This is a genomic window from Mycobacterium parmense (genome assembly GCF_010730575.1).
In the GTDB taxonomy this organism is placed as follows: Bacteria; Actinomycetota; Actinomycetes; order Mycobacteriales; family Mycobacteriaceae; genus Mycobacterium; species Mycobacterium parmense.
The window spans coordinates 296,720-319,458 of the sequence record NZ_AP022614.1 but is presented as its reverse complement, the minus strand read 5'-3'; the positions used below and the strand labels follow the sequence as shown (position 1 = coordinate 319,458).

Annotated in this window: 17 protein-coding genes and 3 rRNA genes; 11 read left to right on the top strand and 9 right to left on the bottom strand. The window is 64.6% G+C overall.

Annotated elements, in window-relative coordinates; translation table 11 throughout:
- Window positions 1-18: 18 nt before the first annotated feature.
- Window positions 19-2,214, top strand: coding sequence for a 1,4-alpha-glucan branching protein GlgB (glgB, locus tag G6N48_RS01445; RefSeq protein ID WP_085268944.1), 2,196 nt, complete (start codon window positions 19-21; stop codon window positions 2,212-2,214).
- Between the two features lie 12 nt (window positions 2,215-2,226).
- On the opposite strand, the gene G6N48_RS01440 is transcribed toward glgB, so the two are convergent.
- The gene (locus G6N48_RS01440) at window positions 2,227-3,147 is read right to left on the bottom strand and encodes a tetratricopeptide repeat protein (protein WP_085268945.1); all 921 of its coding nucleotides are present in this window, start codon (window positions 3,145-3,147) and stop codon (window positions 2,227-2,229) included.
- Window positions 3,148-3,327: 180 nt separating this feature from the next.
- Window positions 3,328-4,509: an acetyl-CoA C-acetyltransferase gene (locus G6N48_RS01435; protein ID WP_085268946.1), complete on the bottom strand. Its 1,182-nt coding sequence runs from the start codon at window positions 4,507-4,509 to the stop codon at window positions 3,328-3,330.
- An 81-nt stretch (window positions 4,510-4,590) separates the two neighbouring features.
- On the opposite strand from G6N48_RS01435, the gene mce reads away from it, so the two are divergent.
- Window positions 4,591-5,055: a methylmalonyl-CoA epimerase gene (gene mce / locus G6N48_RS01430; RefSeq protein ID WP_085268947.1), complete on the top strand. Its 465-nt coding sequence runs from the start codon at window positions 4,591-4,593 to the stop codon at window positions 5,053-5,055.
- A gap of 11 nt (window positions 5,056-5,066) precedes the next feature.
- Here mce and G6N48_RS01425 read toward each other — a convergent pair whose 3' ends face one another.
- Both G6N48_RS01425 and nucS read right to left on the bottom strand, forming a co-directional pair.
- Window positions 5,067-5,360, bottom strand: coding sequence for a hypothetical protein (locus G6N48_RS01425; protein ID WP_085268948.1), 294 nt, complete (start codon window positions 5,358-5,360; stop codon window positions 5,067-5,069).
- Window positions 5,361-5,382: 22 nt separating this feature from the next.
- On the bottom strand, window positions 5,383-6,054 hold the full coding sequence (gene nucS / locus G6N48_RS01420) for an endonuclease NucS (protein ID WP_085269044.1): 672 nt from the start codon (window positions 6,052-6,054) through the stop codon (window positions 5,383-5,385).
- Window positions 6,055-6,099: 45 nt separating this feature from the next.
- Between nucS and G6N48_RS01415 the strand changes: the two genes are divergently transcribed.
- The 7 genes from G6N48_RS01415 (at window position 6,100) to G6N48_RS01385 (ending at window position 14,378) form a co-directional block, all read left to right on the top strand.
- On the top strand, window positions 6,100-7,731 hold the full coding sequence (locus G6N48_RS01415) for an adenylate/guanylate cyclase domain-containing protein (protein WP_085268949.1): 1,632 nt from the start codon (window positions 6,100-6,102) through the stop codon (window positions 7,729-7,731).
- A gap of 76 nt (window positions 7,732-7,807) precedes the next feature.
- Entirely contained in the window at window positions 7,808-8,173 is a 366-nt protein-coding gene (locus tag G6N48_RS01410; RefSeq protein ID WP_085268950.1) for a hypothetical protein, read from the top strand.
- Between the two features lie 319 nt (window positions 8,174-8,492).
- Complete coding sequence (locus G6N48_RS01405; protein ID WP_085269045.1) at window positions 8,493-8,924, top strand: hypothetical protein; 432 nt, start codon at window positions 8,493-8,495, stop codon at window positions 8,922-8,924.
- A gap of 136 nt (window positions 8,925-9,060) precedes the next feature.
- Complete coding sequence (locus G6N48_RS01400) at window positions 9,061-9,459, top strand: MmpS family transport accessory protein (protein ID WP_085268951.1); 399 nt, start codon at window positions 9,061-9,063, stop codon at window positions 9,457-9,459.
- Window positions 9,456-12,305: an MMPL/RND family transporter gene (locus tag G6N48_RS01395; RefSeq protein WP_085268952.1), complete on the top strand. Its 2,850-nt coding sequence runs from the start codon at window positions 9,456-9,458 to the stop codon at window positions 12,303-12,305. Before G6N48_RS01400 ends, G6N48_RS01395 begins: the two co-directional genes overlap by 4 nt.
- Before the next feature lie 85 nt (window positions 12,306-12,390).
- Entirely contained in the window at window positions 12,391-13,878 is a 1,488-nt protein-coding gene (locus tag G6N48_RS01390) for a DNA-3-methyladenine glycosylase 2 family protein (protein WP_085268953.1), read from the top strand.
- On the top strand, window positions 13,875-14,378 hold the full coding sequence (locus tag G6N48_RS01385) for a methylated-DNA--[protein]-cysteine S-methyltransferase (RefSeq protein ID WP_085268954.1): 504 nt from the start codon (window positions 13,875-13,877) through the stop codon (window positions 14,376-14,378). Before G6N48_RS01390 ends, G6N48_RS01385 begins: the two co-directional genes overlap by 4 nt.
- A gap of 80 nt (window positions 14,379-14,458) precedes the next feature.
- Here the strand turns inward: G6N48_RS01385 and rrf are convergent.
- The 4 genes from rrf to murA form a co-directional block, all read right to left on the bottom strand.
- Window positions 14,459-14,571, bottom strand: a 5S ribosomal RNA gene (gene rrf / locus G6N48_RS01380).
- Window positions 14,572-14,655: 84 nt separating this feature from the next.
- Window positions 14,656-17,751 (bottom strand): 23S ribosomal RNA (locus G6N48_RS01375).
- 284 nt (window positions 17,752-18,035) lie between these two features.
- Window positions 18,036-19,555 (bottom strand): 16S ribosomal RNA (locus G6N48_RS01370).
- The 16S, 23S and 5S rRNA genes sit together here, the layout of an rRNA operon.
- A gap of 358 nt (window positions 19,556-19,913) precedes the next feature.
- Window positions 19,914-21,167, bottom strand: a complete 1,254-nt coding sequence (murA, locus tag G6N48_RS01365) for a UDP-N-acetylglucosamine 1-carboxyvinyltransferase (protein WP_085268955.1) — start codon at window positions 21,165-21,167, stop codon at window positions 19,914-19,916.
- Between the two features lie 81 nt (window positions 21,168-21,248).
- On the opposite strand from murA, the gene G6N48_RS01360 reads away from it, so the two are divergent.
- Window positions 21,249-21,842: a cob(I)yrinic acid a,c-diamide adenosyltransferase gene (locus tag G6N48_RS01360; protein ID WP_085268956.1), complete on the top strand. Its 594-nt coding sequence runs from the start codon at window positions 21,249-21,251 to the stop codon at window positions 21,840-21,842.
- Between the two features lie 44 nt (window positions 21,843-21,886).
- A complete protein-coding gene (locus G6N48_RS01355; RefSeq protein WP_197745581.1) occupies window positions 21,887-22,294 on the top strand; it encodes a VOC family protein in 408 nt (135 codons plus the stop codon).
- Here the strand turns inward: G6N48_RS01355 and G6N48_RS01350 are convergent.
- Window positions 22,291-22,734 (bottom strand): DUF2550 domain-containing protein, encoded by a 444-nt coding sequence (locus tag G6N48_RS01350; RefSeq protein ID WP_085268958.1) that lies wholly within the window; start codon window positions 22,732-22,734, stop codon window positions 22,291-22,293. The genes G6N48_RS01355 and G6N48_RS01350 overlap by 4 nt on opposite strands.
- Window positions 22,735-22,739 lie beyond the last annotated feature (5 nt).

Sequence of the window (22,739 nt, the reverse complement as noted above, 5' to 3'; positions counted from 1 at the left end):
ACCGGAGGTGAAAGCGAAATGAGTCAAGCGGACCAACTCGCCGGGACACACCTGGCGCCCGACCCCGCCGATCTGTCCCGCCTGATCGCGGGCACGCACTACAACCCGCACGGCATCCTGGGGGCGCACGAATACGACGACCACACCGTCATCCGGGCCTACCGCCCCCACGCGGCCGAGGTCGCCGTGCTGGTGGGTGACGACCGGCTGCCCATGCAGCACATCGAATCGGGTTTGTTCGCCGTGGCACTGCCGTTCGTCGACCTGGTCGATTACCGGCTTCAGGTGACCTATGAGGGCGCCGAGCCCTACACCGTCGCCGACGCCTACCGATTCCTGCCCACCCTGGGAGAGATGGATCTCTTCCTGTTCGGCGAGGGCCGCCACGAGCGGCTCTGGGAAGTCCTTGGCGCACATCCGCGTTCGTTCACCACTCCCGACGGTGTGGTGGACGGGGTGTCGTTCGCGGTGTGGGCGCCTAACGCCGAAGGCGTCAGCCTGATCGGCGAGTTCAACGGCTGGACCGGTAACGACGCCCCCATGCGGTCGCTGGGCAGCTCGGGAGTGTGGGAGTTGTTCTGGCCCGGTTTCGCGATCGGCGGGCTCTACAAGTTCCGCGTTCACGGTGCCGACGGCGTCGTGACGGAGCGAGCCGACCCGATGGCCTTCGCCACCGAGGTCCCCCCGCACACCGCGTCGAAAGTGACGCGCAGCGAGTACACGTGGTCAGATGCCGAGTGGATGGAACAGCGTGCCCGGCGCAACCCCGTGTTCGAGCCGATGAGCACGCTGGAGGTCCACCTCGGCTCCTGGCGTCCCGGGCTCAGCTATTCCCAGCTCGCCCATGAGCTGACGGAATACGTTGTGGAGAACGGGTTCACCCACGTCGAGCTGCTGCCCGTGGCCGAGCACCCGTTCGCCGGATCCTGGGGCTACCAGGTGACCTCCTACTACGCTCCCACGTCGCGGTTCGGCACACCCGACGAATTCCGGGCGCTGGTCGACGCCCTGCACCGCGCCGGTGTCGGCGTCCTGGTGGACTGGGTGCCGGCGCACTTCCCCAAGGACGCGTGGGCGCTTGGCCGGTTCGACGGCACCCCGCTCTACGAGCATGCCGACCCCAAGCGTGGAGAGCAGCTCGATTGGGGCACATATGTTTTCGACTTCGGCCGTTCGGAGGTGCGCAACTTCCTGGTGGCCAACGCCCTGTATTGGCTCGAGGAATACCACGTCGACGGGCTGCGGGTGGACGCCGTCGCGTCAATGCTCTACCTGGACTACTCGCGCCCCGCGGGCGGCTGGACACCGAACATCTACGGCGGCCGCGAGAACCTCGAAGCCGTGCAGTTCCTCCAGGAGATGAACGCGACCGCGCACAAGAGCGCCCCCGGCATCGTCACCATCGCCGAGGAGTCGACATCGTGGCCCGGCGTGACGCGGCCCACCAACCTTGGTGGCCTTGGCTTCTCGATGAAGTGGAACATGGGGTGGATGCACGACACCCTCGACTACATCAGCCGTGACCCGATCTACCGCAGCTTCCACCACGGCGAGATGACCTTCTCGATGCTGTACGCGTTCAGCGAGAATTACGTGCTTCCGCTCAGCCACGACGAGGTGGTGCACGGCAAGGGCACGCTGTGGGGCCGCATGCCGGGCAACAATCACACCAAGGCCGCGGGACTGCGCAGCCTGCTGGCCTACCAGTGGGCACATCCGGGCAAGCAATTGCTGTTCATGGGACAGGAATTCGGTCAGCGTGCCGAGTGGTCGGAGGAGCGCGGCCTGGACTGGTGGCAGCTCGACGAGCAGGGATTCTCCAACGGGATCCTGCGCCTGGTGCGCGACATCAACGCCATCTACAAGGCGCACCCCGCGCTGTGGAGCCAGGACACCGTTCCCGACGGCTACTCCTGGATCGACGCCAACGACTCGGCCAACAACGTCTTGAGCTTCCTGCGGTACGGAAGTGACGGCTCGGTGATGGCCTGTGTGTTCAACTTCTCCGGCAGCGAGCACAGCGGCTACCGACTCGGCCTGCCCTACGCCGGGCGCTGGCGCGAGGTGCTCAACACCGACGCGAGCGACTACAACGGGGCCGGCATCGGCAACATGGGCGGCGTCGACGCCACCGAGGACCCGTGGCACGGACGCCCCGCCTCGGCGGTGCTGGTGTTGCCGCCCACCGCGGCGTTGTGGCTGGAACCGGAGTAACGAACTGGTCGGTCAGTACAGCGCGTTGGCCAGATTTCGCCGGCCGACCACCACCTCGGGATCGGCGGGGTCGAACAGTTCGAACAGCTCGACCAGGCGGGTGCGCACGCGCGTGCGCTCGTCCCCGGATGTGGTGCGCACCAAGGCGATCAGGCGCTCGAATGCGGCATTGACGTCCTGGTTGAGAATCTCGACGTCCGCGGCCGCGAGTGCCGCGTCGATGTCGCCGGGCGCGGCGTCGGCGACGGCGACGGCGTCGGGACGCTGGGCCGTGGCGCGCGTGAGAAAGTCGATCTGACGAATGGCGCCCTTGGCCTCGGCGCTGGCCGGGTTGCCATCCAGGATCGCCTGATACGCCGCCCTGGCCGCGTCGAAATCTCCCGCCTCGAGGTGCCCGCGGGCCGCGGCCAGTTCGGGGTCGACTTCCTCGCCCTCTTCGAATCCTGCTGCGCCCCTGAGCTTTCCGGCGGTCGCGGACAGCAGCGAATCCAGCCAGCGCCGCAACTGGTCGGGCGGCTGCACCCCTTGAAAACTCGACAACGGCTGCCCGGCGGCCAGCGCGACGACGGTGGGCACGGCGTCGATGCCGAAGATCTGTGCCACTCTGGGGGCCACGTCGACGTTGACCGTCGCCAGCGACCATTTCCCCTTGTCCTCGGCGGCCAGGCCGGACAACATCTCGACGAGGTCGACACAGGCTTCGCTGCGCGGTGACCACAACAGCACGACCACCGGTATTTCCTCAGACCGGATCAGGACTTCGTTCTCGAAGTTGGCCTCGGTGATGGCGGTGACCCCGGGGCCACCTTCCGCCCCCGGCGCCGAGGCGCCGGGACCGCCGGGGGGCGCGGGCTGCTGGGCTCGTTGCTTGAGGCCCGACAGGTCGACCGCACCAGCCAGCGCGGGACCGATCGAGGATCGCGGACGCGTCACGTCGTCAAGTTTGTCATGCGCGTCGGCCGCGGAGCCACCCGGTGTTGCCTGCGGTGCCGGTACAGCCCGACACGCCGGCACCCTGACAGCAAACGAGCGCCGAGGGAGCCGGTATGACAAAAGTCACACCGTGAGCTGCGGGTTCGGAGTCGCGAGCGCCCAGCAAAGTTACCCGCCAGTTTACTTAGCGCGCAGAATCAGCGCGTCGCCCTGGCCGCCGGCCCCGCAGAGGGCCGCCACGCCGTAGCCCGATCCCCGCCGGGACAGCTCGAGCGCTGCGTGCAGCGTGATCCTGGCTCCGGACATGCCGATGGGGTGCCCGACGGCGATCGCGCCACCGTTGACGTTGACGATGTCGGGATTCACGCCCAGCTCACGGGTCGAGGCCAGCGCGACCGCCGAGAAGGCCTCGTTGATCTCCACGACGTCGAGCTGGTCGATCGTGATGCCCTCACGCAGGAGCGCCTTCTTGATCGCGTTCGCCGGCTGGGACTGCAGGGTCGAGTCCGGGCCGGCCACGACGCCGTGCGCGCCTATCTCGACCAGCCATGTCAGCCCCAGTTCCCGGGCCTTCTCCTTGTTCATGACCACTACCGCCGCCGCTCCGTCCGATATCTGCGACGCCGAACCCGCGGTGATGGTGCCATCGCGGCGGAACGCCGGCTTCAGACCGGCCAACGACTCGGCAGTGGTGTTCGCGCGAATCCCCTCGTCCTCGGTGAACTGCAACGGATCGCCCTTGCGCTGGGGGATGCTGACCGGCACCACCTCGTCGGCGAAGACGCCGTCCTTCCAGGCCGCCGCCGCCAGCCGGTGCGACCGCGCCGCGAACTCGTCCTGCTCGGCACGGGTGAATTTGTCCACGTCGTTGCGCTGTTCGGTCAGCGCTCCCATCGGCTGATCGGTGAAGACGTCGTGCAGGCCGTCGTAGGCCATGTGGTCCAGGACGGTGACGTCGCCGTACTTGTAGCCCGCGCGGCTGTCCATCAGGAGATGCGGCGCCCTGGTCATCGACTCCTGACCGCCGGCCACCACCACGTCGAACTCGCCGGCCCGAATCAGCTGGTCAGCCAGGGCGATGGCGTCGATGCCGGACAGGCACATCTTGTTGATGGTCAGCGCCGGGACGTCCCAGCCGATGCCGGCCGCCACCGCCGCCTGGCGCGCCGGCATCTGGCCGGCGCCGGCCGTGAGCACCTGGCCCATGATCACGTACTCGACCGCGGAGGCCGCCACGCCGGCTTTCTCCAGAGCGCCGGCGATGGCAATGGCGCCCAGATCGCTGGCCGAGAAGTCCTTCAGCGAGCCCATCAATTTCCCGATGGGTGTACGGGCTCCAGCAACGATCACCGACGTCGTCATAACTACCTCCTAGGCCTGGGCGGACGGCAGATTGCGCTCCCTCGAGAAGCGGAATCGTTGCCGTCAGGTTACCGTTGTGAAATGACGACCGATCAAGTTGACGCCCGTCAGTTTCTGAGCACCTCTTTGGTGACGGCCATCGATCATGTCGGCATCGCGGTTCCCGATCTGGACGCCGCCATCACCTGGTACCACGACCACCTCGGCATGATCCTCGTGCACGAGGAAGTCAACGACGACCAGGGTATACGCGAGGCTATGCTCGCTGTGCGCGGCGCCCCGAAGGGCACCGCACAGATTCAGCTGATGGCTCCCATCGACGAGTCCTCGACCATCGCCAAGTTCCTCGACAAGCGTGGCCCCGGGATCCAGCAGATGGCGGTCCGCGTCAGCGACTTGGACGGCCTGAGCGAGCAGCTCCGTTCGCAGGGCATCCGGCTCGTCTACGACGCCCCCAGGCGCGGCACGGCAAACTCCCGGATCAACTTCGTCCACCCCAAGGACGGCGGCGGAGTGCTCATCGAGCTGGTCGAGCCCGCCGCCTGACACCTGGCTGATCACGACCACCTCCGGGTGGGGCCGCGCGTCGCGCGGTGTTCCCAGCAAGTCGTGTGCCAGTGCCGCCGATCGTCGGCTCCGCCGAGGGTGACGTCCGCCGGCCACACCACCAAATGTGCTGTGCCCGAACGTATCTCGTGATCACAGCCGGGGCACCGGTACGTCTTGGCCGCACGGGCCGCGGCGACCGGACGCACCTCGTACTCGTGCCCGTCCGGCCCCGGTTCCCGCCGCGGGGCCGGGAATGGCGGAAGCGCACGCTGCCGGCGTGGCGGTGTGCGGCGCCGAGCCATGCGGCCAGTCTAATCGCGGACTTCAGAACAGCCGGTACTCGTCGCTGTCCATGCCGCGCATCTGGTCGTAATCCAGTGTCAAGCAACGGATTCCGCGGTCGACGGCCAACGTGCGCGCCTGCGGCTTGATCTGCTGGGCGGCGAACACGCCCTTGACCGGCGCGAGAACGCTGTCGCGATTGAGCAACTCGAGATAGCGGGTGAGCTGCTCGACGCCGTCGATCTCGCCGCGCCGCTTGATCTCCACCGCGACCGAGCCGCCCTGTTCGTCGCGGCACAGCAGGTCGACGGGGCCGATCGCGGTCATGTATTCGCGGCGCACCAGCGTGTAGCCGTCGCCCAGCAGATGCACGTGCTCGGCGAGCAGCGCCTGCAGGTGCGCCTCGACGCCGTCCTTGACCAATCCCGGGTCGATGCCCAGGTCGTGGCTCGAGTCGTGCTCGATGTCCTCGACGGTGATGCGCAGCTGTTCACCCGCCTTGTTCTCCACCACCCACACGGGCCGTTGCTCGCCGGGCTCCTCGGTGATCCAGCACGGCGGGCTCATCCAGTTCAGCGGCTTGTAGGCGCGGTCGTCGGCGTGCACACTGACCGACCCGTCGGCCTTGAAGAGAAGCAGCCTGCGCGCCGACGGGAGGTGCGCGGTCAGCCGGCCGACATAGTCCACGGTGCACTGGGCGATCACTAGACGCACCCGATTCACCTTAGGGCCTGGCCGACAAATTAGGCTGACGCCACCATGTCGGCTCAACAGACAATGGCACGGCGCCTAGGCCGGGTGCTCGAGACGTTGACCCGTCAGAGCGGCCGGCTACCAGAGACCCCGGCGTACGGCTCCCTGCTGCTGGGGCGCGTTTCCGAAAGCCAGCGCCGTCGCCGCATTCGCATCCAGGTCATCCTGACCGTGCTGGTCCTGGGCGCCAATCTCATCGGCATCGCCGTTGCGCTGCTCCTGGTGACCATCGCCATTCCGCAGCCGAGCGTCTTCGACGCGCCGTGGTGGATCACCTTCGCAGCAGCACCGGCCTATGTCGCACTCGCACTGGCGGTGGGCACCTACTGGATCACCCGCAGGACCGTCATCTCACTGCGCTGGGCAATCGAAGAGCGCACGCCGACCCGCGACGACGAGCGAAACACTTTCCTGGCTCCGTGGCGGATCGCCCGCTTCGACCTCATCCTGTGGGGTCTCGGTGCCGTGGTGCTGACGACGCTCTACGGCCTGGTCGACACGCTGTTCATCCCGCGCTTCCTCATCGCGGTGGGAATCTGCGGGATCTTGGTGGCCACCGGCAGCTATCTACTCGCCGAGTTCGCGCTGCGCCCGGCGGCGGCTCAGGCGCTCGAAGCGGGGCCACCACCGCGGCGATTCGCCTCGGGCATCATGGGCCGGACCATGGTGGTCTGGTTCCTCGGATCGGGCCTGCCTGTTCTCGGCATTGCCTTCCTGGCGGGATTCCAGGCCCTGATGCGCAACCTGACCGAAACCCAGTTCGCCGTCGGCGTTTTGATTGTGTCGATCGCCACGCTCGTCTTCGGATGCCTCCTGATGTGGATTTTGGCCTGGCTCACGGCGACTCCGGTGCGCGTGGTCCGCGCGGCGCTGAGCCGCGTCGAACGGGGCGACCTGCGGGGCGACCTCGTCGTCTTCGACGGAACCGAACTCGGCGAGCTGCAGCGCGGTTTCAACGCGATGGTCGACGGCCTGCGCGAGCGCGAACGCGTGCGCGACCTGTTCGGCCGGCACGTCGGGCGCGAAGTCGCACTCGCCGCCGAGCGCGAGCGACCGAAACTGGGCGGCGAGGAACGCCATGTCGCCGTCTTCTTCATCGACATCGTCGGCTCGACGAAGTTGGTGACTAACCGGCCGGCAGCGGAGATCGTGCAGTTGCTCAACCGTTTCTTCGGGATCATCGTCGAAGAGGTGGACCGGCACTGCGGTCTGGTCAACAAATTCGAGGGGGACGCGACGCTGGCCGTCTTCGGCGCCCCCAACCACCTGGACTGTCCCGAGGACCACGCGCTGGCCGCGGCGCGCATCATCGCCGACCGGTTGGCGCGGGAGATAACGGAGTGCCAGGCCGGTATCGGTGTGGCGGCGGGTCAGGTCGTCGCCGGCAACGTGGGCGCCCGGGAACGGTTCGAATACACCGTGATCGGCGGACCGGTTCACGAGGCCGCGCGACTGTGCGAGCTCGCCAAAACACACCCGGCGCGACTGCTCGCGACGGCCGACACCGTGCTGGGTGCGAGTGAAACCGAAGCCGCGCATTGGGTTTTGGGGGAAACGGTGACGTTGCGCGGGCACGATACAACCACCCGGCTGGCCGCTCCCGCTCATGTCGCCGCACCCGAGTCGAAGTCGACATGACCGATCGCGCTTGGAAAGTGGACGAAGTGGGTAGATCGACTAAAAAGATCGGCCCACCACACAGAGAGTCACCGACATGACAGCGAACCACGTCCGTCGCCGCATCTCCGTTGCCGCTCTCGCGGCCACGGCGCTCGCGTTGAGCCCGTTGACCGCGGCCTGCGGTTCCGGGAACAAGAACGCGCCCACCTCGACGGTCACCACTACCGTCACCACCCCGGCCAGCGTGACGACGACCGCCCCCTCATCGGCTCCCGCCGGACCGGGCTCCGGTCCGACCGTCGGACCCGGGGGCGCCACCACCGCCGGCCCGGGCGGGTCGGGTGCCGGCGCCGGACCCGGGGGCGCGAGCGCGGGCGTGCCCGGCGCCGGGGCTTCGGCCGGACCCGGCGGTGCCGGCGCCTGCGCGGGCGGCGTCTGCGTGGGAACCCCTCCCGGCTAGTGCCGGGCGCTCGGCGGTTTCGGGCGCTGCGCCCGAATAGCCCCGATCGCGATTCGCAACACGCGGTCGCCCGCAGGATCATCCCTGCGGGCGACCGCGTGTCGGCTGCGGGGGTGGCCCCCTCAAGCCGCGTCGTTGCGGCGCCGTTGTCTTATCGATGGCGTCCGCACCAATGTCCATAATGTGCCTTATGTTTATCCCGTCTGGCGTGCCCAACGTAAGGCGGGGTAGGCTACCCGCAGCCTGCATTGGCTAACCGTGTACATCACGCGCATGATGCTACGTTCGCCGGCGACGCGGAGGGGCAACCTTGTCGAACCTGACTTCGGACCTATTCGGCCTCCTCGCGGCCGCTGCCGTCTGCGGTGCGGTGGTATTGGCCGCCGTCGCTTCCGTGTATGTCAGACGGCTGGAGCGCCGGCCGACCCTGCCCATCAGCGAGCAGATCGGCAGCGCCAAATCCGTGGTGCGCAAGCTCCGCAAGCGTGAACCGATGTCGCAGGACGAGTTCGACTATGCGCGGCAGATCGTTGCAGATCGCGGCTCGCTGCGGGCGGTCTGCATCCCCGGCGCCTTGTTCATGCTCGGCTGCTTCTACGTCTTCGGGAGTCTCGAACACCTCCACGGGGCGACACCGTCCGAGCGGACGTTCCTCGGCGTCATCCCCATGATCACCTCCACCAACCTCGCCATTCAGCTGCTCCGCCACGTGCGGCTGCGACGTCGCCTCCGGACGGCGACCGTGCGGTGAGGCTGGTATCCTCGGTGCGTTGCGATGTCAACTTGATTGATATGGCCGGGTCTCATCAGACCCCCGGGGTGTAGTGGCGGAAGGTGATCGAGTGAGCCCTCGTGCGACCAGCAGAACTGTCCTGGCGCGGATCTGGATGCCGCTGGTCGCCGTCGTTGCCGTGGGCGTGGGCCTGCTGGGCATGTACAAGGTGCACCAGTTCTCCGAACCTGAGCCCGTCATCACCGTCAACGGTCCGCAGGCGCCCGATGAGTTCAACCTCAAACGGATCACCTACGAGGTGTTCGGCTCCGTCGGCGACGGCGGGAAGCTCGTCTACGTCGACATCGACGGCCATCCGCACCAGGTCGACGTCACGACCCTGCCCTGGACCCACACGGAGACGACCACGCTGACGGTGGCGTCGGGCAGCATCTCGGTGCATGTCCACGGTGGCCAGGTGGGTTGCCGGATGCTGGTGGATGGTGTTGTCCGCGATGAGCATTCGGGTGACCATCAGGACGCCGACGTCCAATGCCGGGTGAAATCGGCATGAGCGAGCATCGCTTCGATGAGCCGCGGGTCAAACGGCCGTTCATCCCGAGGATGGTCCGCGCTCTGGCCATACCGATCATCTTCTTCTGGGGCCTGCTCGCGATCACCACGAACACTTTCATGCCCCAGGTGGAACGGGTCGCGGAAGAACTGGCCGGGCCGATGGTCCCGCACTACGCGCCCTCGCAGCGCGCGCTGCTCCACATCGGCGCCAAGTTCCACGAATCCAACTCGACCAACTTGACCATGGTGGTGTTCGAGGCGGTGAACCGCCCACTGGGCGACCAGGACCACCGGTACTACGACGATCTGATGCGCCGCCTCGAGCGCGACACCAAGCACGTGCAGTACGTGATGGACCTGTGGGGCAAGCCGTTCACCGCGGCGGGCGCGCAGAGCGTGGACGGCAAGTGCACGTATGTGCTGTTGCGTCTTGCCGGAGACATCGGTCAGATCGAGGCCAACCAATCGGTGGACGCCGTCCGGGACATCATCAAGAACGACCCTCCACCGCCGGGGCTCAAGGTCTACGTCAGCGGCGCGGCGCCGTTGGCCTCCGACACGCTGGCCATCGCGAACGCGAGCCTGAACAACGTCACGATCGTCACGATCCTGCTCATCGTCGTGCTGCTGCTGATCGTGTACCGCACCCCGTCGACCCTGTTGGTGCCGCTGCTCGGGGTCCTCATCGAAATGCTCGTCGCGAAGGGCATCGTCTCCACGCTCGGTCACCTCGGGTACATCGAACTGTCGTCGTTCGCGGTGAACATCGTGATCGCGCTGACCCTGGGCGCGGGAACCGATTACGGCATCTTCTTGATGGGGCGCTATCACGAGGCGCGGCAGGCCGGTGAAAGCCGGGAGGACAGCTTCTACATCGCGTACAAGGGCGTCACTCCGATCATCATCGGCTCGGGGCTGACGATCGCCGGCGCGTGTTACTGCCTGACGTTCGCGCGCCTGAACTACTTCCACACCATGGGGCCGGCCGTCGCGATCACCATGCTGTTCACCATCGCGGCGGCGATGTCGCTGGGCCCCGCGATCCTGACCGTCGGCAGCCTCTTCGGCATGTTCGACCCGAGAACCACCGTGCACGGACGTCTCTACCGGCGCATCGGGGCGAGCGTGGTGCGCTGGCCCGTGCCCATCCTGGCGGCAAGTTCGGCCGTCGTCATGATCGGGGCGATCTTCGTCCCGAGCTACCGGCAGAACTACGACGACCGGCAGTACCAGCCGGCCAATTCGCCCAGCAATCTGGGTTTTCAGGCGGCGGATCGGCACTTTCCCAAGAGCAAGCTGTTCTCCGAGATGCTGATGGTCGAGACCGATCACGACATGCGCAACTCGGCCGACTTCATCTCGCTGGACCGCGTCGCGCGGGCTCTGATCCGCCTGCACGGCGTCGCGATGGTGCAAGGCATGACCAGGCCCCTGGGCCGCGCGCTCGAGCACGCCAGCATCCCCTACCTGTTCACCACGCAAGGCAGCGGCAACGGGCAGCAACTCCCGTTCAACGAGGAGCAGAACTCCAACACCGATGCGCAGGCCGACATCCAGGCGCACTCGGTCGAGGTGTTGCGCAAGGAGATCGGCTTCTTCCAGAGGGTCTCCGACGAGCTGCACCAGACGGTGCTCACCGTCGAGGACCTGGAAAGGGTGAGCAACGAGATCAACGAGGAGGTCTCGAACGTCGACGACTTCTTCCGTCCGATCAAGAGCTACTTCTATTGGGAGAAGCACTGTTTCGACATCCCGATCTGCTGGTCGTTCCGGTCGTTGTTCGACGGGCTGGACCAGATCGACAAGCTGGCCGAGGACATCAAATACGCCAGGATCTCTCTGGCGGTGGTGGACGAGACCTTCCCGAAGATCATCGCCCAGTTGAAGGCCACCGCCGACGACACCGAGGCGCTGCAGTCGAAGCTGGTCAACAGCTACGGTTCGGCGGACCTGCAGTCCATCCAGACCGAGCAAACGTTCGACGATTCGATCAATGTGGGCAACGACTTCGACAAGTCGCGCAGCGACGACTTCTTCTACATCCCGCACGAGGGGTTCGACAACGAGGACGTCAAAACGGGCATGAAGTTGATGATGTCGCCGGACGGCAAGGCGGCCCGCTTCATCGTCACCCACGAGGGTGACGCCATGGGCCCCGAAGGGGTCGAGCACGTCGAACAATTTCCCGACGCGATCAAGACGATCCTGAAGGAGACGTCGCTGGCCGGCGCGCGCATCTACATCGGCGGATCGGGGTCCAACGACAAGGACATCAAGGAATACGCGATGTCCGACCTGATGATCGCGGCGATCGCCGCCTTCGTGCTGATCTTCTTGATCATGATGTTCATCACCCGAAGCCTGATGGCCGCGTTGGTGATTCCCGCGACGGTGGCGTTCTCCTATGCCGGCGCGTTCGGGCTGTCGATCCTCTTCTGGCAGCACCTCGTTGGCCTGCCGCTGCACTGGCTGGTCCTGCCGCTGACCTTCATCATCCTGGTGGCGGTCGGGTCGGACTACAACCTGCTCCTGATCAACAGGGTCAAAGAGGAGTTGCACGGCGGGATTCACACGGGTCTCATCCGGGCGCTCGGCAGCACGGGGGGGGTGGTGACGTCGGCGGGTCTGGTCTTCGCCTTCACCATGCTGGCCATGCTCACCAGCGACCTGCGCACCATCGGCCAGGTCGGTTCGACCGTGTGCATCGGGTTGTTGCTCGACACGTTGATCGTGCGCTCGTTCGTCGTGCCGTGCATCCTGCGGATCCTGGGGCCGTGGTTCTGGTGGCCGACCCTGGTGCGGCCCCGTCCGTTGCCGCCGCGAAAGCAGCCGGCGGGGGTCTGATCTGTCGTGGGGCCGCCGCTCGCGCCCCCACTGCCATGTCGCTTTTCCGCCAGTTTTGTCGGCGACGAGGTGTAATCGTTGAGGCATGCACACCGACTTCGAACGCTGCTACCGGGCCGTCCAGTCAAAAGACGCCCGGTTCGACGGCTGGTTCGTCACGGCGGTGCTCACGACGCGGATCTACTGCCGGCCGAGCTGCCCCGTGCGCCCGCCGTTCGCCCGCAACGTGCGGTTCTACCCGGCCGCCGCGGCCGCTCAGCGCGCCGGGTTTCGCGCGTGTAAGCGTTGCCGGCCCGACGCGTCGCCCGGATCCCCCGAGTGGAACACGCGCGGCGACGCCGTCGCGCGGACCATGCGGCTGATCGCCGACGGCACGGTGGACCGCGAGGGCGTGGGAGGGCTCGCGGCCCACCTCGGCTACACCACCCGTCAGCTGGAACGCCTGCTGCAGGCCGAGGTCGGCGCCGGCCCCCTTGCGCTGGCCCGCGCCCAGCGAGCGCAAACGGCGCGGGTGTTGATCGAGACCACCGACATGGCGTTCGCCGACGTCGCCTTCGCCGCCGGATTCTCCAGCATCCGGCAGTTCAACGACTCGGTCCGGGCGGTGTTCGAAAGCACCCCGAGGGAGCTACGCCGCCGCGCGAACGTGCGATCCGGTTCCGACAACAGTTCACCGGGTTCGGTGTGCCTGCGACTGCCGGTGCGTACGCCGTTCGCCTACGCGGGCGTTTTCGGCCATCTGGCGGCCACCACCGTGCCGGGTTGCGAAGAGGTCAGGGGCGGCGCGTACCGGCGGAGCCTGCGGCTGCCCTCCGGCAACGCGGTCGTCACGCTGACACCCGCCGCCGACCACGTGCGCTGCCGCCTGGTGCTCGATGACTTTCGCGACCTGACCACAGCGACCGCCCGGTGCCGGCGGCTACTCGACCTCGACGCCGATCCCGAAGCGGTGGTCGACGCCCTGTCCGGTGATCCCGAACTCGCACCGGTGGTGGCCAAGGCTCCGGGGCAGCGGGTCCCGCGTACCGTCGACGAGGCCGAGCTCGCCATCCGCGCCGTGCTCGGCCAGCAGGTATCGACGAAGGCCGCGAGAACCCATGCGGCCCGCTTGGTTTCGGCGTACGGACAACCCGTCGACGATCCGGAGGGGGCGCTGACCCACACGTTCCCGTCGGTCGAGCGGCTCGCCGACATCGATCCCATTCACCTGGCCGTCCCGAAGGCACGGCAGCGGACGCTCAGCGCGCTGGTCGCCGGACTCGCCGACGGATCCATCGCCCTGGATGCCGGCAGCGATTGGGAGACGGCCCGCCGGCTACTGCTCGCGGTGCCCGGCATCGGCCCTTGGACCGCCGAGGTGATCGCGATGCGCGCCCTCGGCGACCCGGACGCCTTCCCGGCCAGCGATCTGGGGATTCGCCTGGCCGCTAAGCAACTTGGCTTACCCACCGAGGAGAGAACTCTCCTCGCGCACAGCGCCCGCTGGCGCCCGTGGCGTTCCTACGCCACCCAGCACCTGTGGACCACCCTCGAGCATCCGGTGAACGACTGGCCACCCCAGGAGGTTGCATGACCGAGTTCCGCACCATCGATAGCCCGATCGGCTTGCTGACCCTTGCCGGCCACGAAGGGGTGCTGACGAATCTGCGGATGGTCGACCAGACCTACGAGCCGAGCCGGGCCGGCTGGTCGCACAATCCGACCGCGTTCGGCGACGCCGTCGAGCAACTCGGCGCCTACTTCGCCGGCGAGCTCACGAGATTCAGCATCCGCATCGAACTGCGGGGCACAGACTTTCAGCGCCGCGTGTGGACCGCGCTGACGACCATCCCGTACGGACAGACCCGGTCCTACGGAAGCATCGCCGGCCAGATCGGCGCGCCCGGTTCCGCGCGGGCCGTCGGATTGGCCAACGGACACAACCCGCTCGCGATCATCGTTCCGTGCCATCGGGTGATCGGCGCCAGCGGCAGTCTCACCGGCTACGGCGGGGGCCTCGACCGGAAACGAACACTGCTTCGCCTCGAAAAGCAATACCAGTCGGCGTCGGCGTATCCGACATTATTCGATTGAACGCCAACTCCCGGGATCCAATTATTGGGCATTCCCTCGAATGCAAAAACACCCCCGTTGCCGGGGGTGTTTTTGTGTATGTTCGGCGGTGTCCTACTTTTCCACCCAAGTGGGCAGTATCATTGGCGCTGACAGGCTTAGCTTCCGGGTTCGGGATGGGACCGGGCGTTTCCCTGTCGCTGTGGCCGCCGTAACTCTATTTATTTAGGAATTATGGTGGGGGGTGTGGTGTCCCAAGACAAGTGTGCCATGGGGCTGGATTGTGGTTGCGAGTGTGTGTTGTAAGTTTTCGGCCGGTTAGTGCCAGTTCCCTGCACTCATTACTGAGCTTCTAGGTCTGGCCTATCGAACCCGTGGTCTGCGGGGGGCCTTATCCCTCTAAAAGGGTGAGAAACCTGATCTTGGAGAAGGTTTCCCGCTTAGATGCTTTCAGCGGTTATCCTGTCCGAACGTGGCTATCCAGCGGTGCCCCTGGTGGGACAACTGGTATACCAGAGGTTCGTCCGTCCCGGTCCTCTCGTACTAGGGACAGGTTTCCTCAAGTTTCTGACGCGCGCGGCGGATAGAGACCGAACTGTCTCACGACGTTCTAAACCCAGCTCGCGTGCCGCTTTAATGGGCGAACAGCCCAACCCTTGGGACCTGCTCCAGCCCCAGGATGCGACGAGCCGACATCGAGGTGCCAAACCATCCCGTCGATATGGACTCTTGGGGAAGATCAGCCTGTTATCCCCGGGGTACCTTTTATCCGTTGAGCGACACCCCTTCCACTCAGAGGTGCCGGATCACTAATCCCGACTTTCGTCCCTGCTTGACTTGTAAGTCTCGCAGTCAAGCTCCCTTGTGCATTTACACTCAACACCTGATTGCCGTCCAGGTTGAGGGAACCTTTGGGCGCCTCCGTTACATTTTAGGAGGCAACCGCCCCAGTTAAACTACCCGCCAGGCACTGTCCGTGAACCGGATATACGGTTCGACGTTAGGTGTCCAATACGATCAGAGTGGTATTTCAACAACGACTCCGCCCCGACTGGCGTCGGGGTTTCACAGTCTCCCACCTATCCTACACAAACCGTACCGAACACCAATACCAAGTTGTAGTGAAGGTCCCGGGGTCTTTTCGTCCTGCCGCGCGTAACGAGCATCTTTACTCGTAGTGCAATTTCGCCGAGTCTATGGTTGAGACAGTTGAGAAGTCGTTACGCCATTCGTGCAGGTCGGAACTTACCCGACAAGGAATTTCGCTACCTTAGGATGGTTATAGTTACCACCGCCGTTTACTGGGGCTTAAATTCTCCGCTTCACCTTACGGTTAACGGGTCCTCTTAACCTTCCAGCACCGGGCAGGCGTCAGTCCGTATACATCGTCTTGCGACTTCGCACGGACCTGTGTTTTTAGTAAACAGTCGCTTCTCACTGGTTTCTGCGACCGGATCCCGCTCCCAGCGCAGGCTGTTCACGGTATTCCGGTCCCCCTTCTCCCGAAGTTACGGGGGCATTTTGCCGAGTTCCTTAACCATAGTTATCTCGTACGCCTTGGTATGCTCTACCTGACCACCTGTGTCGGTTTGGGGTACGGGCCGTGTGTGTGCTCGCTAGAGGCTTTTCTTGGCAGCAGAGGATCACCGAATTCGCCTCAATCGGCTATGCATCACCTCTCAGGAATATGAGCGACGGATTTGCCTATCGCTCTCCCTACAGGCTTACCCCAGTATTACCACTGACTGGTACGGCTACCTTCCTGCGTCACCCCATTGCTTGACTACTACCCATCCGGGTCCCACGCAGCCGGCGATCTTCGCACCCCGAAGGGATTGATAGACCACCTTTTGGGTGGTTAGCAGAATGGATTCATCACGGGCGCCCACACACGGGTACGGGAATATCAACCCGTTGTCCATCGACTACGCCTGTCGGCCTCGCCTTAGGTCCCGACTCACCCTGGGCGGACTGGCCTGGCCCAGGAACCCTTGGTCTTACGGCGGGCAAGGTTCTCACTTGCCTTATCGCTACTCATGCCTGCATTCTCACTCCCCCATCCTCCACAGACGGTCACCCGGCTGCTTCGCTGAATGAGGGACGCTCCCCTACCCAACCTTTCGGTTGCCGCGGCTTCGGCGGTGTGCTTGAGCCCCGCTACATTATCGGCGCACAATCACTTGACCAGTGAGCTATTACGCACTCTTTCAAGGGTGGCTGCTTCTAAGCCAACCTCCTGGTTGTCTCTGCGACTGCACATCCTTTTCCACTTAGCACACGCTTAGGGGCCTTAGCCGGCGATCTGGGCTGTTTCCCTCTCGACGTACGGAGCTTATCCCCCGCCGTCTCACTGCCACGCTATACACCACGGCATTCGGAGTTTGGCTGACGTCAGTAACCTAGTAGGGCCCATCGGCCATCCAGTAGCTCTACCTCCGTGGTGAAACACGTAACGCTGCACCTAAATGCATTTCGGGGAGAACCAGCTATCACGGAGTTTGATTGGCCTTTCACCCCTACCCACAGCTCATCCCCTCAGTCTTCAACCTAAGTGGGTTCGGGCCTCCACGCGGTCTTACCCGCGCTTCACCCTGGCCATGGGTAGATCACTCCGCTTCGGGTCCAGAACACGCCACTACACACGTTAGTGATACGCCCTATTCAGACTCGCTTTCGCTACGGCTACCCCGCACGGGTTAACCTCGCGACGTGTCCCTGACTCGCAGGCTCATTCTTCAAAAGGCACGCCATCACCCCACGAGGAGGCTCTGACGGATTGTAGGCACACGGTTTCAGGTACTATTTCACTCCCCTCCCGGGGTACTTTTCACCATTCCCTCACGGTACTAATCCGCTATCGGTCATCGAGAAGTATTTAGGCTTACCGGGTGGTCCCGGCAGATTCACAGCAGATTCCACGGGCCCGCTGCTACTCGGGAGTTGATACAAGGCAGGTGCCGGGTTTTCGCGTACCGGGCTCTCACCGTCTATGGCGGACCATCCCAGGCCACTTCCGCTAACCACGACACTTTATGACTACCCCTCAGCCAGGTAGAGCTGAGATATATCAATCCCACAACCCCGCACACACAACCCCTACCCGGTTACACATGCGTGCGGTTTAGCCTGTTCCGCGTTCGCTCGCCACTACTGACGGAATCACAATTGTTTTCTTCTCCTACGGGTACTGAGATGTTTCACTTCCCCGCGTTACCTCCCGTACCCTATATATTCAGGTACGGGTAACACGACATCACTCGTGCTGGGTTTCCCCATTCGGAAATCCTCGGATCAATGCTCGGTTGACAGCTCCCCGAGGCATATCGCAGCCTCCCACGTCCTTCATCGGCTCTCGATGCCAAGGCATCCACCATGCGCCCTTAAACACTTACTAACACACAAAAACCAAAAGAAAAATTACACATTTTGACGAATACGCCGCCGTTGCCGGCAACGCATCCGCCTAGATGCTCGCAACCACTATCCAATACTCAAACACCACACCCCACCACCAAGATGGGGGGACAGCACTCAGAACGAACCGAGTGTTGCCTCAGGGCCCAATAGTGTGTCTGGCCGTTCGCTTGTTGTTGTGCACCCGGCTCCCGCCCACTACAGGCGAGAACCCCTCACGGCTTGCGCCCCACCAATTGAGGCGCTTCTCGTGGTGCTCCTTAGAAAGGAGGTGATCCAGCCGCACCTTCCGGTACGGCTACCTTGTTACGACTTCGTCCCAATCGCCGATCCCACCTTCGACAGCTCCCTCCAAAAGGTTAGGCCACTGGCTTCGGGTGTTACCGACTTTCATGACGTGACGGGCGGTGTGTACAAGGCCCGGGAACGTATTCACCGCAGCGTTGCTGATCTGCGATTACTAGCGACTCCGACTTCACGGGGTCGAGTTGCAGACCCCGATCCGAACTGAGACCGGCTTTAAAAGGATTCGCTTAACCTTGCGGCATCGCAGCCCTTTGTACCGGCCATTGTAGCATGTGTGAAGCCCTGGACATAAGGGGCATGATGACTTGACGTCATCCCCACCTTCCTCCGAGTTGACCCCGGCAGTCTCTCACGAGTCCCCGGCATTACCCGCTGGCAACATGAGACAAGGGTTGCGCTCGTTGCGGGACTTAACCCAACATCTCACGACACGAGCTGACGACAGCCATGCACCACCTGCACACAGGCCACAAGGGAACCGACATCTCTGCCGGCGTCCTGTGCATGTCAAACCCAGGTAAGGTTCTTCGCGTTGCATCGAATTAATCCACATGCTCCGCCGCTTGTGCGGGCCCCCGTCAATTCCTTTGAGTTTTAGCCTTGCGGCCGTACTCCCCAGGCGGGGTACTTAATGCGTTAGCTACGGCACGGATCCCAAGGAAGGAAACCCACACCTAGTACCCACCGTTTACGGCGTGGACTACCAGGGTATCTAATCCTGTTCGCTCCCCACGCTTTCGCTCCTCAGCGTCAGTTACTGCCCAGAGACCCGCCTTCGCCACCGGTGTTCCTCCTGATATCTGCGCATTCCACCGCTACACCAGGAATTCCAGTCTCCCCTGCAGTACTCCAGTCTGCCCGTATCGCCCGCACGCCGAGGGTTAAGCCCCCGGTTTTCACGAACAACGCGACAAACCACCTACGAGCTCTTTACGCCCAGTAATTCCGGACAACGCTCGCACCCTACGTATTACCGCGGCTGCTGGCACGTAGTTGGCCGGTGCTTCTTCTGCAGGTACCGTCACTTGCGCTTCGTCCCTGCTGAAAGAGGTTTACAACCCGAAGGCCGTCATCCCCCACGCGGCGTCGCTGCATCAGGCTTGCGCCCATTGTGCAATATTCCCCACTGCTGCCTCCCGTAGGAGTCTGGGCCGTATCTCAGTCCCAGTGTGGCCGGACACCCTCTCAGGCCGGCTACCCGTCGTCGCCTTGGTAGGCCGTCACCCCACCAACAAGCTGATAGGCCGCGGGCCCATCCCACACCGCAAAAAGCTTTCCACCACAAGACATGCGTCAAGTGGTCCTATCCGGTATTAGACCCAGTTTCCCAGGCTTATCCCGAAGTGCAGGGCAGATTGCCCACGTGTTACTCACCCGTTCGCCACTCGAGTATCTCCGAAGAGACCTTTCCGTTCGACTTGCATGTGTTAAGCACGCCGCCAGCGTTCGTCCTGAGCCAGGATCAAACTCTCCAAACAAAAACTCCTCGTAACCGAGGTGAATTCAAATCAGAGATACCTGACAAAGACACCATAAACTGGCATCAAAAACGGCCACACCCACACACGGGGAGTGCTAGGCATGGCCAAAAAACAACAAAAAACTAATAGACCAAACACACTATTGAGTTCTCAAGCAACACTGTTGTTTCGCCCGTTTTGGGGCAACCCTGCCAGCTTAATACAGTCCCGGCAGTGGAGTCAAGCCCCAATTTTGTGGTCGTGATGACCGCTTCGGGGCAGCCGTGCCAGGCTAGTACCAATCCGGCGAGGGAGTCAAGGCCCGGGATGCCGGCCGCCTGGTGTGGCGACCGCCCCTGTGGGGCACTGACTTTGACTACTGTACCCGTTCGATCTCGGCTCCCAAAATCGCCAGGTTTTCGACGAACAACGGGTAGCCGCGGTCGATGTGGAAGACGTCGTGGACCTCGGTGTCGCCGTCGGCCACCAACCCCGCCAAGACCAGACCGGCACCGGCCCGGATGTCCGAACACCACACCGGGGCGCTCGACAATTGCGGCAACCCGCGCACCACGGCGTGGTGGCCGTCGGTGCGGGCGTCGGCACCGAGCCGGATCATTTCTTCGACGAACCGGAAGCGCGCCTCGAATACGTTTTCCGTGATCATCGACGTGCCGTCGGCGATGGACGCCAGCGCGATCGCCATCGGTTGCAGATCGGTGGGAAATCCGGGGAACGGCAGGGTCGCCACGTTCACGGCTTTCGGCCGCTCGTACTGGACCACCCGGAAGCTGGTGTCCGTCTGTGTCACGGTGGCGCCGGCGTCGTGCAGTTTGTGCAACACAACCTGCAGGTGCGCCGGGTCAACCCCCATGACCGATATGTCGCCGCGCGTCATCGCGGCGGCGATCCCCCAGGTCGCGGCCACGATGCGGTCCCCGATCACCCGGTGCTCGGTCGGGTGCAGCCGCGGGACCCCAGTGATGGTCATGGTCGGTGAACCCGCGCCCTCGACCTGTGCGCCCATCTGGTTGAGCATCATGCACAGGTCGACCACGTCGGGCTCGCGCGCGGCGTTGTGGATCGTGGTGACGCCGTCGGCCAGGACCGCGGCCATCAAGATGTTCTCGGTGGCCCCCACGGACGGGAATTCGAGCTGGATCTCCGCGCCGCGCAGCGTGTCGGCCTGCGCCACCACGCAGCCGTGCTCGATGTTGCACTGTGCGCCCAACTGGCGCAGGCCGGCTTGGTGCATGTCCAGTGGCCGCGAACCGATCGCGTCGCCGCCCGGGAGGGCGACCCTGGCCCGCCTGCACCGTCCGACCAGCGGCCCCAAGACGCACACCGAGGCCCGGAACTGCCGCACCGCGGCGAAGTCGGCGTCGTATTTGGGTTCGTCGGGCGACGTGATTCGCGCGACGTCGCCGTCGAGCTCGACAGTGGCGCCCAGACCGCGCAACACCTCAGCCATCAGCGGCACGTCGAGGATGTCCGGGCAATTGGTGATGGTGCTGGTGCCCTCCGCCAACAGCGTCGCGGCCATCAGCTTGAGCACGCTGTTCTTGGCGCCCCCTACCGCGACTTCGCCGGATAACCGGTTACCGCCGGTCACCACGAATCGCTCGGCCACCCGCGTCAGTCTAGTGAAGCGGTTTCGGCTTGTCAGTCAGCCGAGCCTTCGATGCCCAACCCGCCTAGTACCGTTTTCCTCATGGCAATCCACCTGACCCGCATCTATACGCGCACCGGTGACGACGGAACCACCGGTTTGAGCGACTTCTCGCGGGTCTCCAAGAACGACCCCCGCCTGGTGGCCTACGCAGACTGCGACGAGGCCAACTCCGCGATCGGCGTCGCGATCGCCCTGGGGCAGCCCGGCGACGCGCTCGCCGGCGTGCTGCGGCAGATCCAGAACGACTTGTTCGACGCCGGTGCCGACCTGTCCACCCCGGTGGTGGAAAACCCGCAATACCCACCGCTTCGCGTGACGCAGCCCTACATCGATCGGCTCGAACGCTGGTGCGACGAGTACAACGATTCCTTACCGGCGCTGAACTCCTTTGTGCTGCCCGGCGGTTCGCCGCTGTCGGCGTTGCTGCACGTCGCCCGCACGGTGGTACGACGGGCGGAGCGTTCGGCGTGGGCCGCGGTGAACGCCGCACCGGAGAGCATGAGCGTGCTGCCGGCGAAATACCTCAACCGCCTGTCGGATCTGCTGTTCATCCTGGCGCGCGCCGCCAACCCCGAGGGCGACGTGCTCTGGAGCCCCGGGGGGCAACCGGGAGAAACGCCCGACGGGCGGTAGCGATGCGACACAATCGGTCGATCCCGCCGGTGTCGGTGATACCCGTGCTCGTCTATCCCGACGTGCGAGCGGCGGTCGACTGGCTCACCACGGCGTTCGGCTTTACCGAGCGCACGCGCATCGGTGACGGCCACCGCGCGCAGATGAGCGTCGGCGCGGACGGCGCGGTGATCCTGGCGGACGCGGCCGGTGAGCGACAAGCGCCGCGGCCCGCGATCGTCACGCACGAGATAAAGGTGCGCGTGGACGACGTCGCCGCCCAGTTCGAGCGCGCGCGTGCTGCCGGAGCCACCGTGCTGGAGCCGCCCACCGACCGCGAATACGGGGAGCGGGAATGCACCGTCGCCGATCTGGCCGGGCACCGCTGGCAGTTCAGCCAGACGATGCGCGATGTCGCACCGGAAGACTATGGCTGCCAAACCATTTCGCCGTGGCCAAGGCCCGACCGCTAGACGCTGCGCCGGCGCGCACGGGGCGACGGGCGGGATTCCAGCCATGACAGGAATGCGGTCAATGCACCGGTGTCCAAGGCGATCTCGTAACCGGGCCGTCGCTCCTGGGTGGTGTCGCGCAGCTCCAGAACGACGATCTGGTCGGTCATGATGTCGAATTCGTCGCCGCGGGGCGCGCGCCGCGCCACGATCTCGACACCCCTGCGGCTGAGCCGACGGTCCGGCCACAATCGGAGGCTGGACAGCCGGTAGAACGCGGCCTCACCGCCGCGATAACGGATGACTCCGTGCCGCCAGCCGTGCCCTCCGACCGCGGGGATGTCCCGCATGATCCCGGCGGTCCCGCCCTGGCGGAGTTTCCACAGCCGGTAACTCAGCCCGAGGACGGCGGTCGCCAACACAACGACGAGCACGACCATGCCGATCATGATCGCGCTCATCGGCA

What these genes read in the sequence shown, in the direction of transcription:
- G6N48_RS01435 (WP_085268946.1), bottom strand. Translation starts at nt 4,509, where the DNA reads ATGACGACGTCGGTGATCGTTGCTGGAGCCCGTACACCCATCGGGAAA.
- G6N48_RS01395 (WP_085268952.1), top strand. Translation starts at nt 9,456, where the DNA reads ATGAGCGAGCATCGCTTCGATGAGCCGCGGGTCAAACGGCCGTTCATC.
- G6N48_RS01410 (WP_085268950.1), top strand. Translation starts at nt 7,808, where the DNA reads ATGACAGCGAACCACGTCCGTCGCCGCATCTCCGTTGCCGCTCTCGCG.
- mce (WP_085268947.1), top strand. Translation starts at nt 4,591, where the DNA reads ATGACGACCGATCAAGTTGACGCCCGTCAGTTTCTGAGCACCTCTTTG.
- G6N48_RS01415 (WP_085268949.1), top strand. Translation starts at nt 6,100, where the DNA reads ATGTCGGCTCAACAGACAATGGCACGGCGCCTAGGCCGGGTGCTCGAG.
- G6N48_RS01400 (WP_085268951.1), top strand. Translation starts at nt 9,061, where the DNA reads ATGCCGCTGGTCGCCGTCGTTGCCGTGGGCGTGGGCCTGCTGGGCATG.
- G6N48_RS01350 (WP_085268958.1), bottom strand. Translation starts at nt 22,734, where the DNA reads ATGAGCGCGATCATGATCGGCATGGTCGTGCTCGTCGTTGTGTTGGCG.
- glgB (WP_085268944.1), top strand. Translation starts at nt 19, where the DNA reads ATGAGTCAAGCGGACCAACTCGCCGGGACACACCTGGCGCCCGACCCC.
- G6N48_RS01425 (WP_085268948.1), bottom strand. Translation starts at nt 5,360, where the DNA reads ATGGCTCGGCGCCGCACACCGCCACGCCGGCAGCGTGCGCTTCCGCCA.
- G6N48_RS01385 (WP_085268954.1), top strand. Translation starts at nt 13,875, where the DNA reads ATGACCGAGTTCCGCACCATCGATAGCCCGATCGGCTTGCTGACCCTT.
- G6N48_RS01390 (WP_085268953.1), top strand. Translation starts at nt 12,391, where the DNA reads ATGCACACCGACTTCGAACGCTGCTACCGGGCCGTCCAGTCAAAAGAC.
- G6N48_RS01360 (WP_085268956.1), top strand. Translation starts at nt 21,249, where the DNA reads ATGGCAATCCACCTGACCCGCATCTATACGCGCACCGGTGACGACGGA.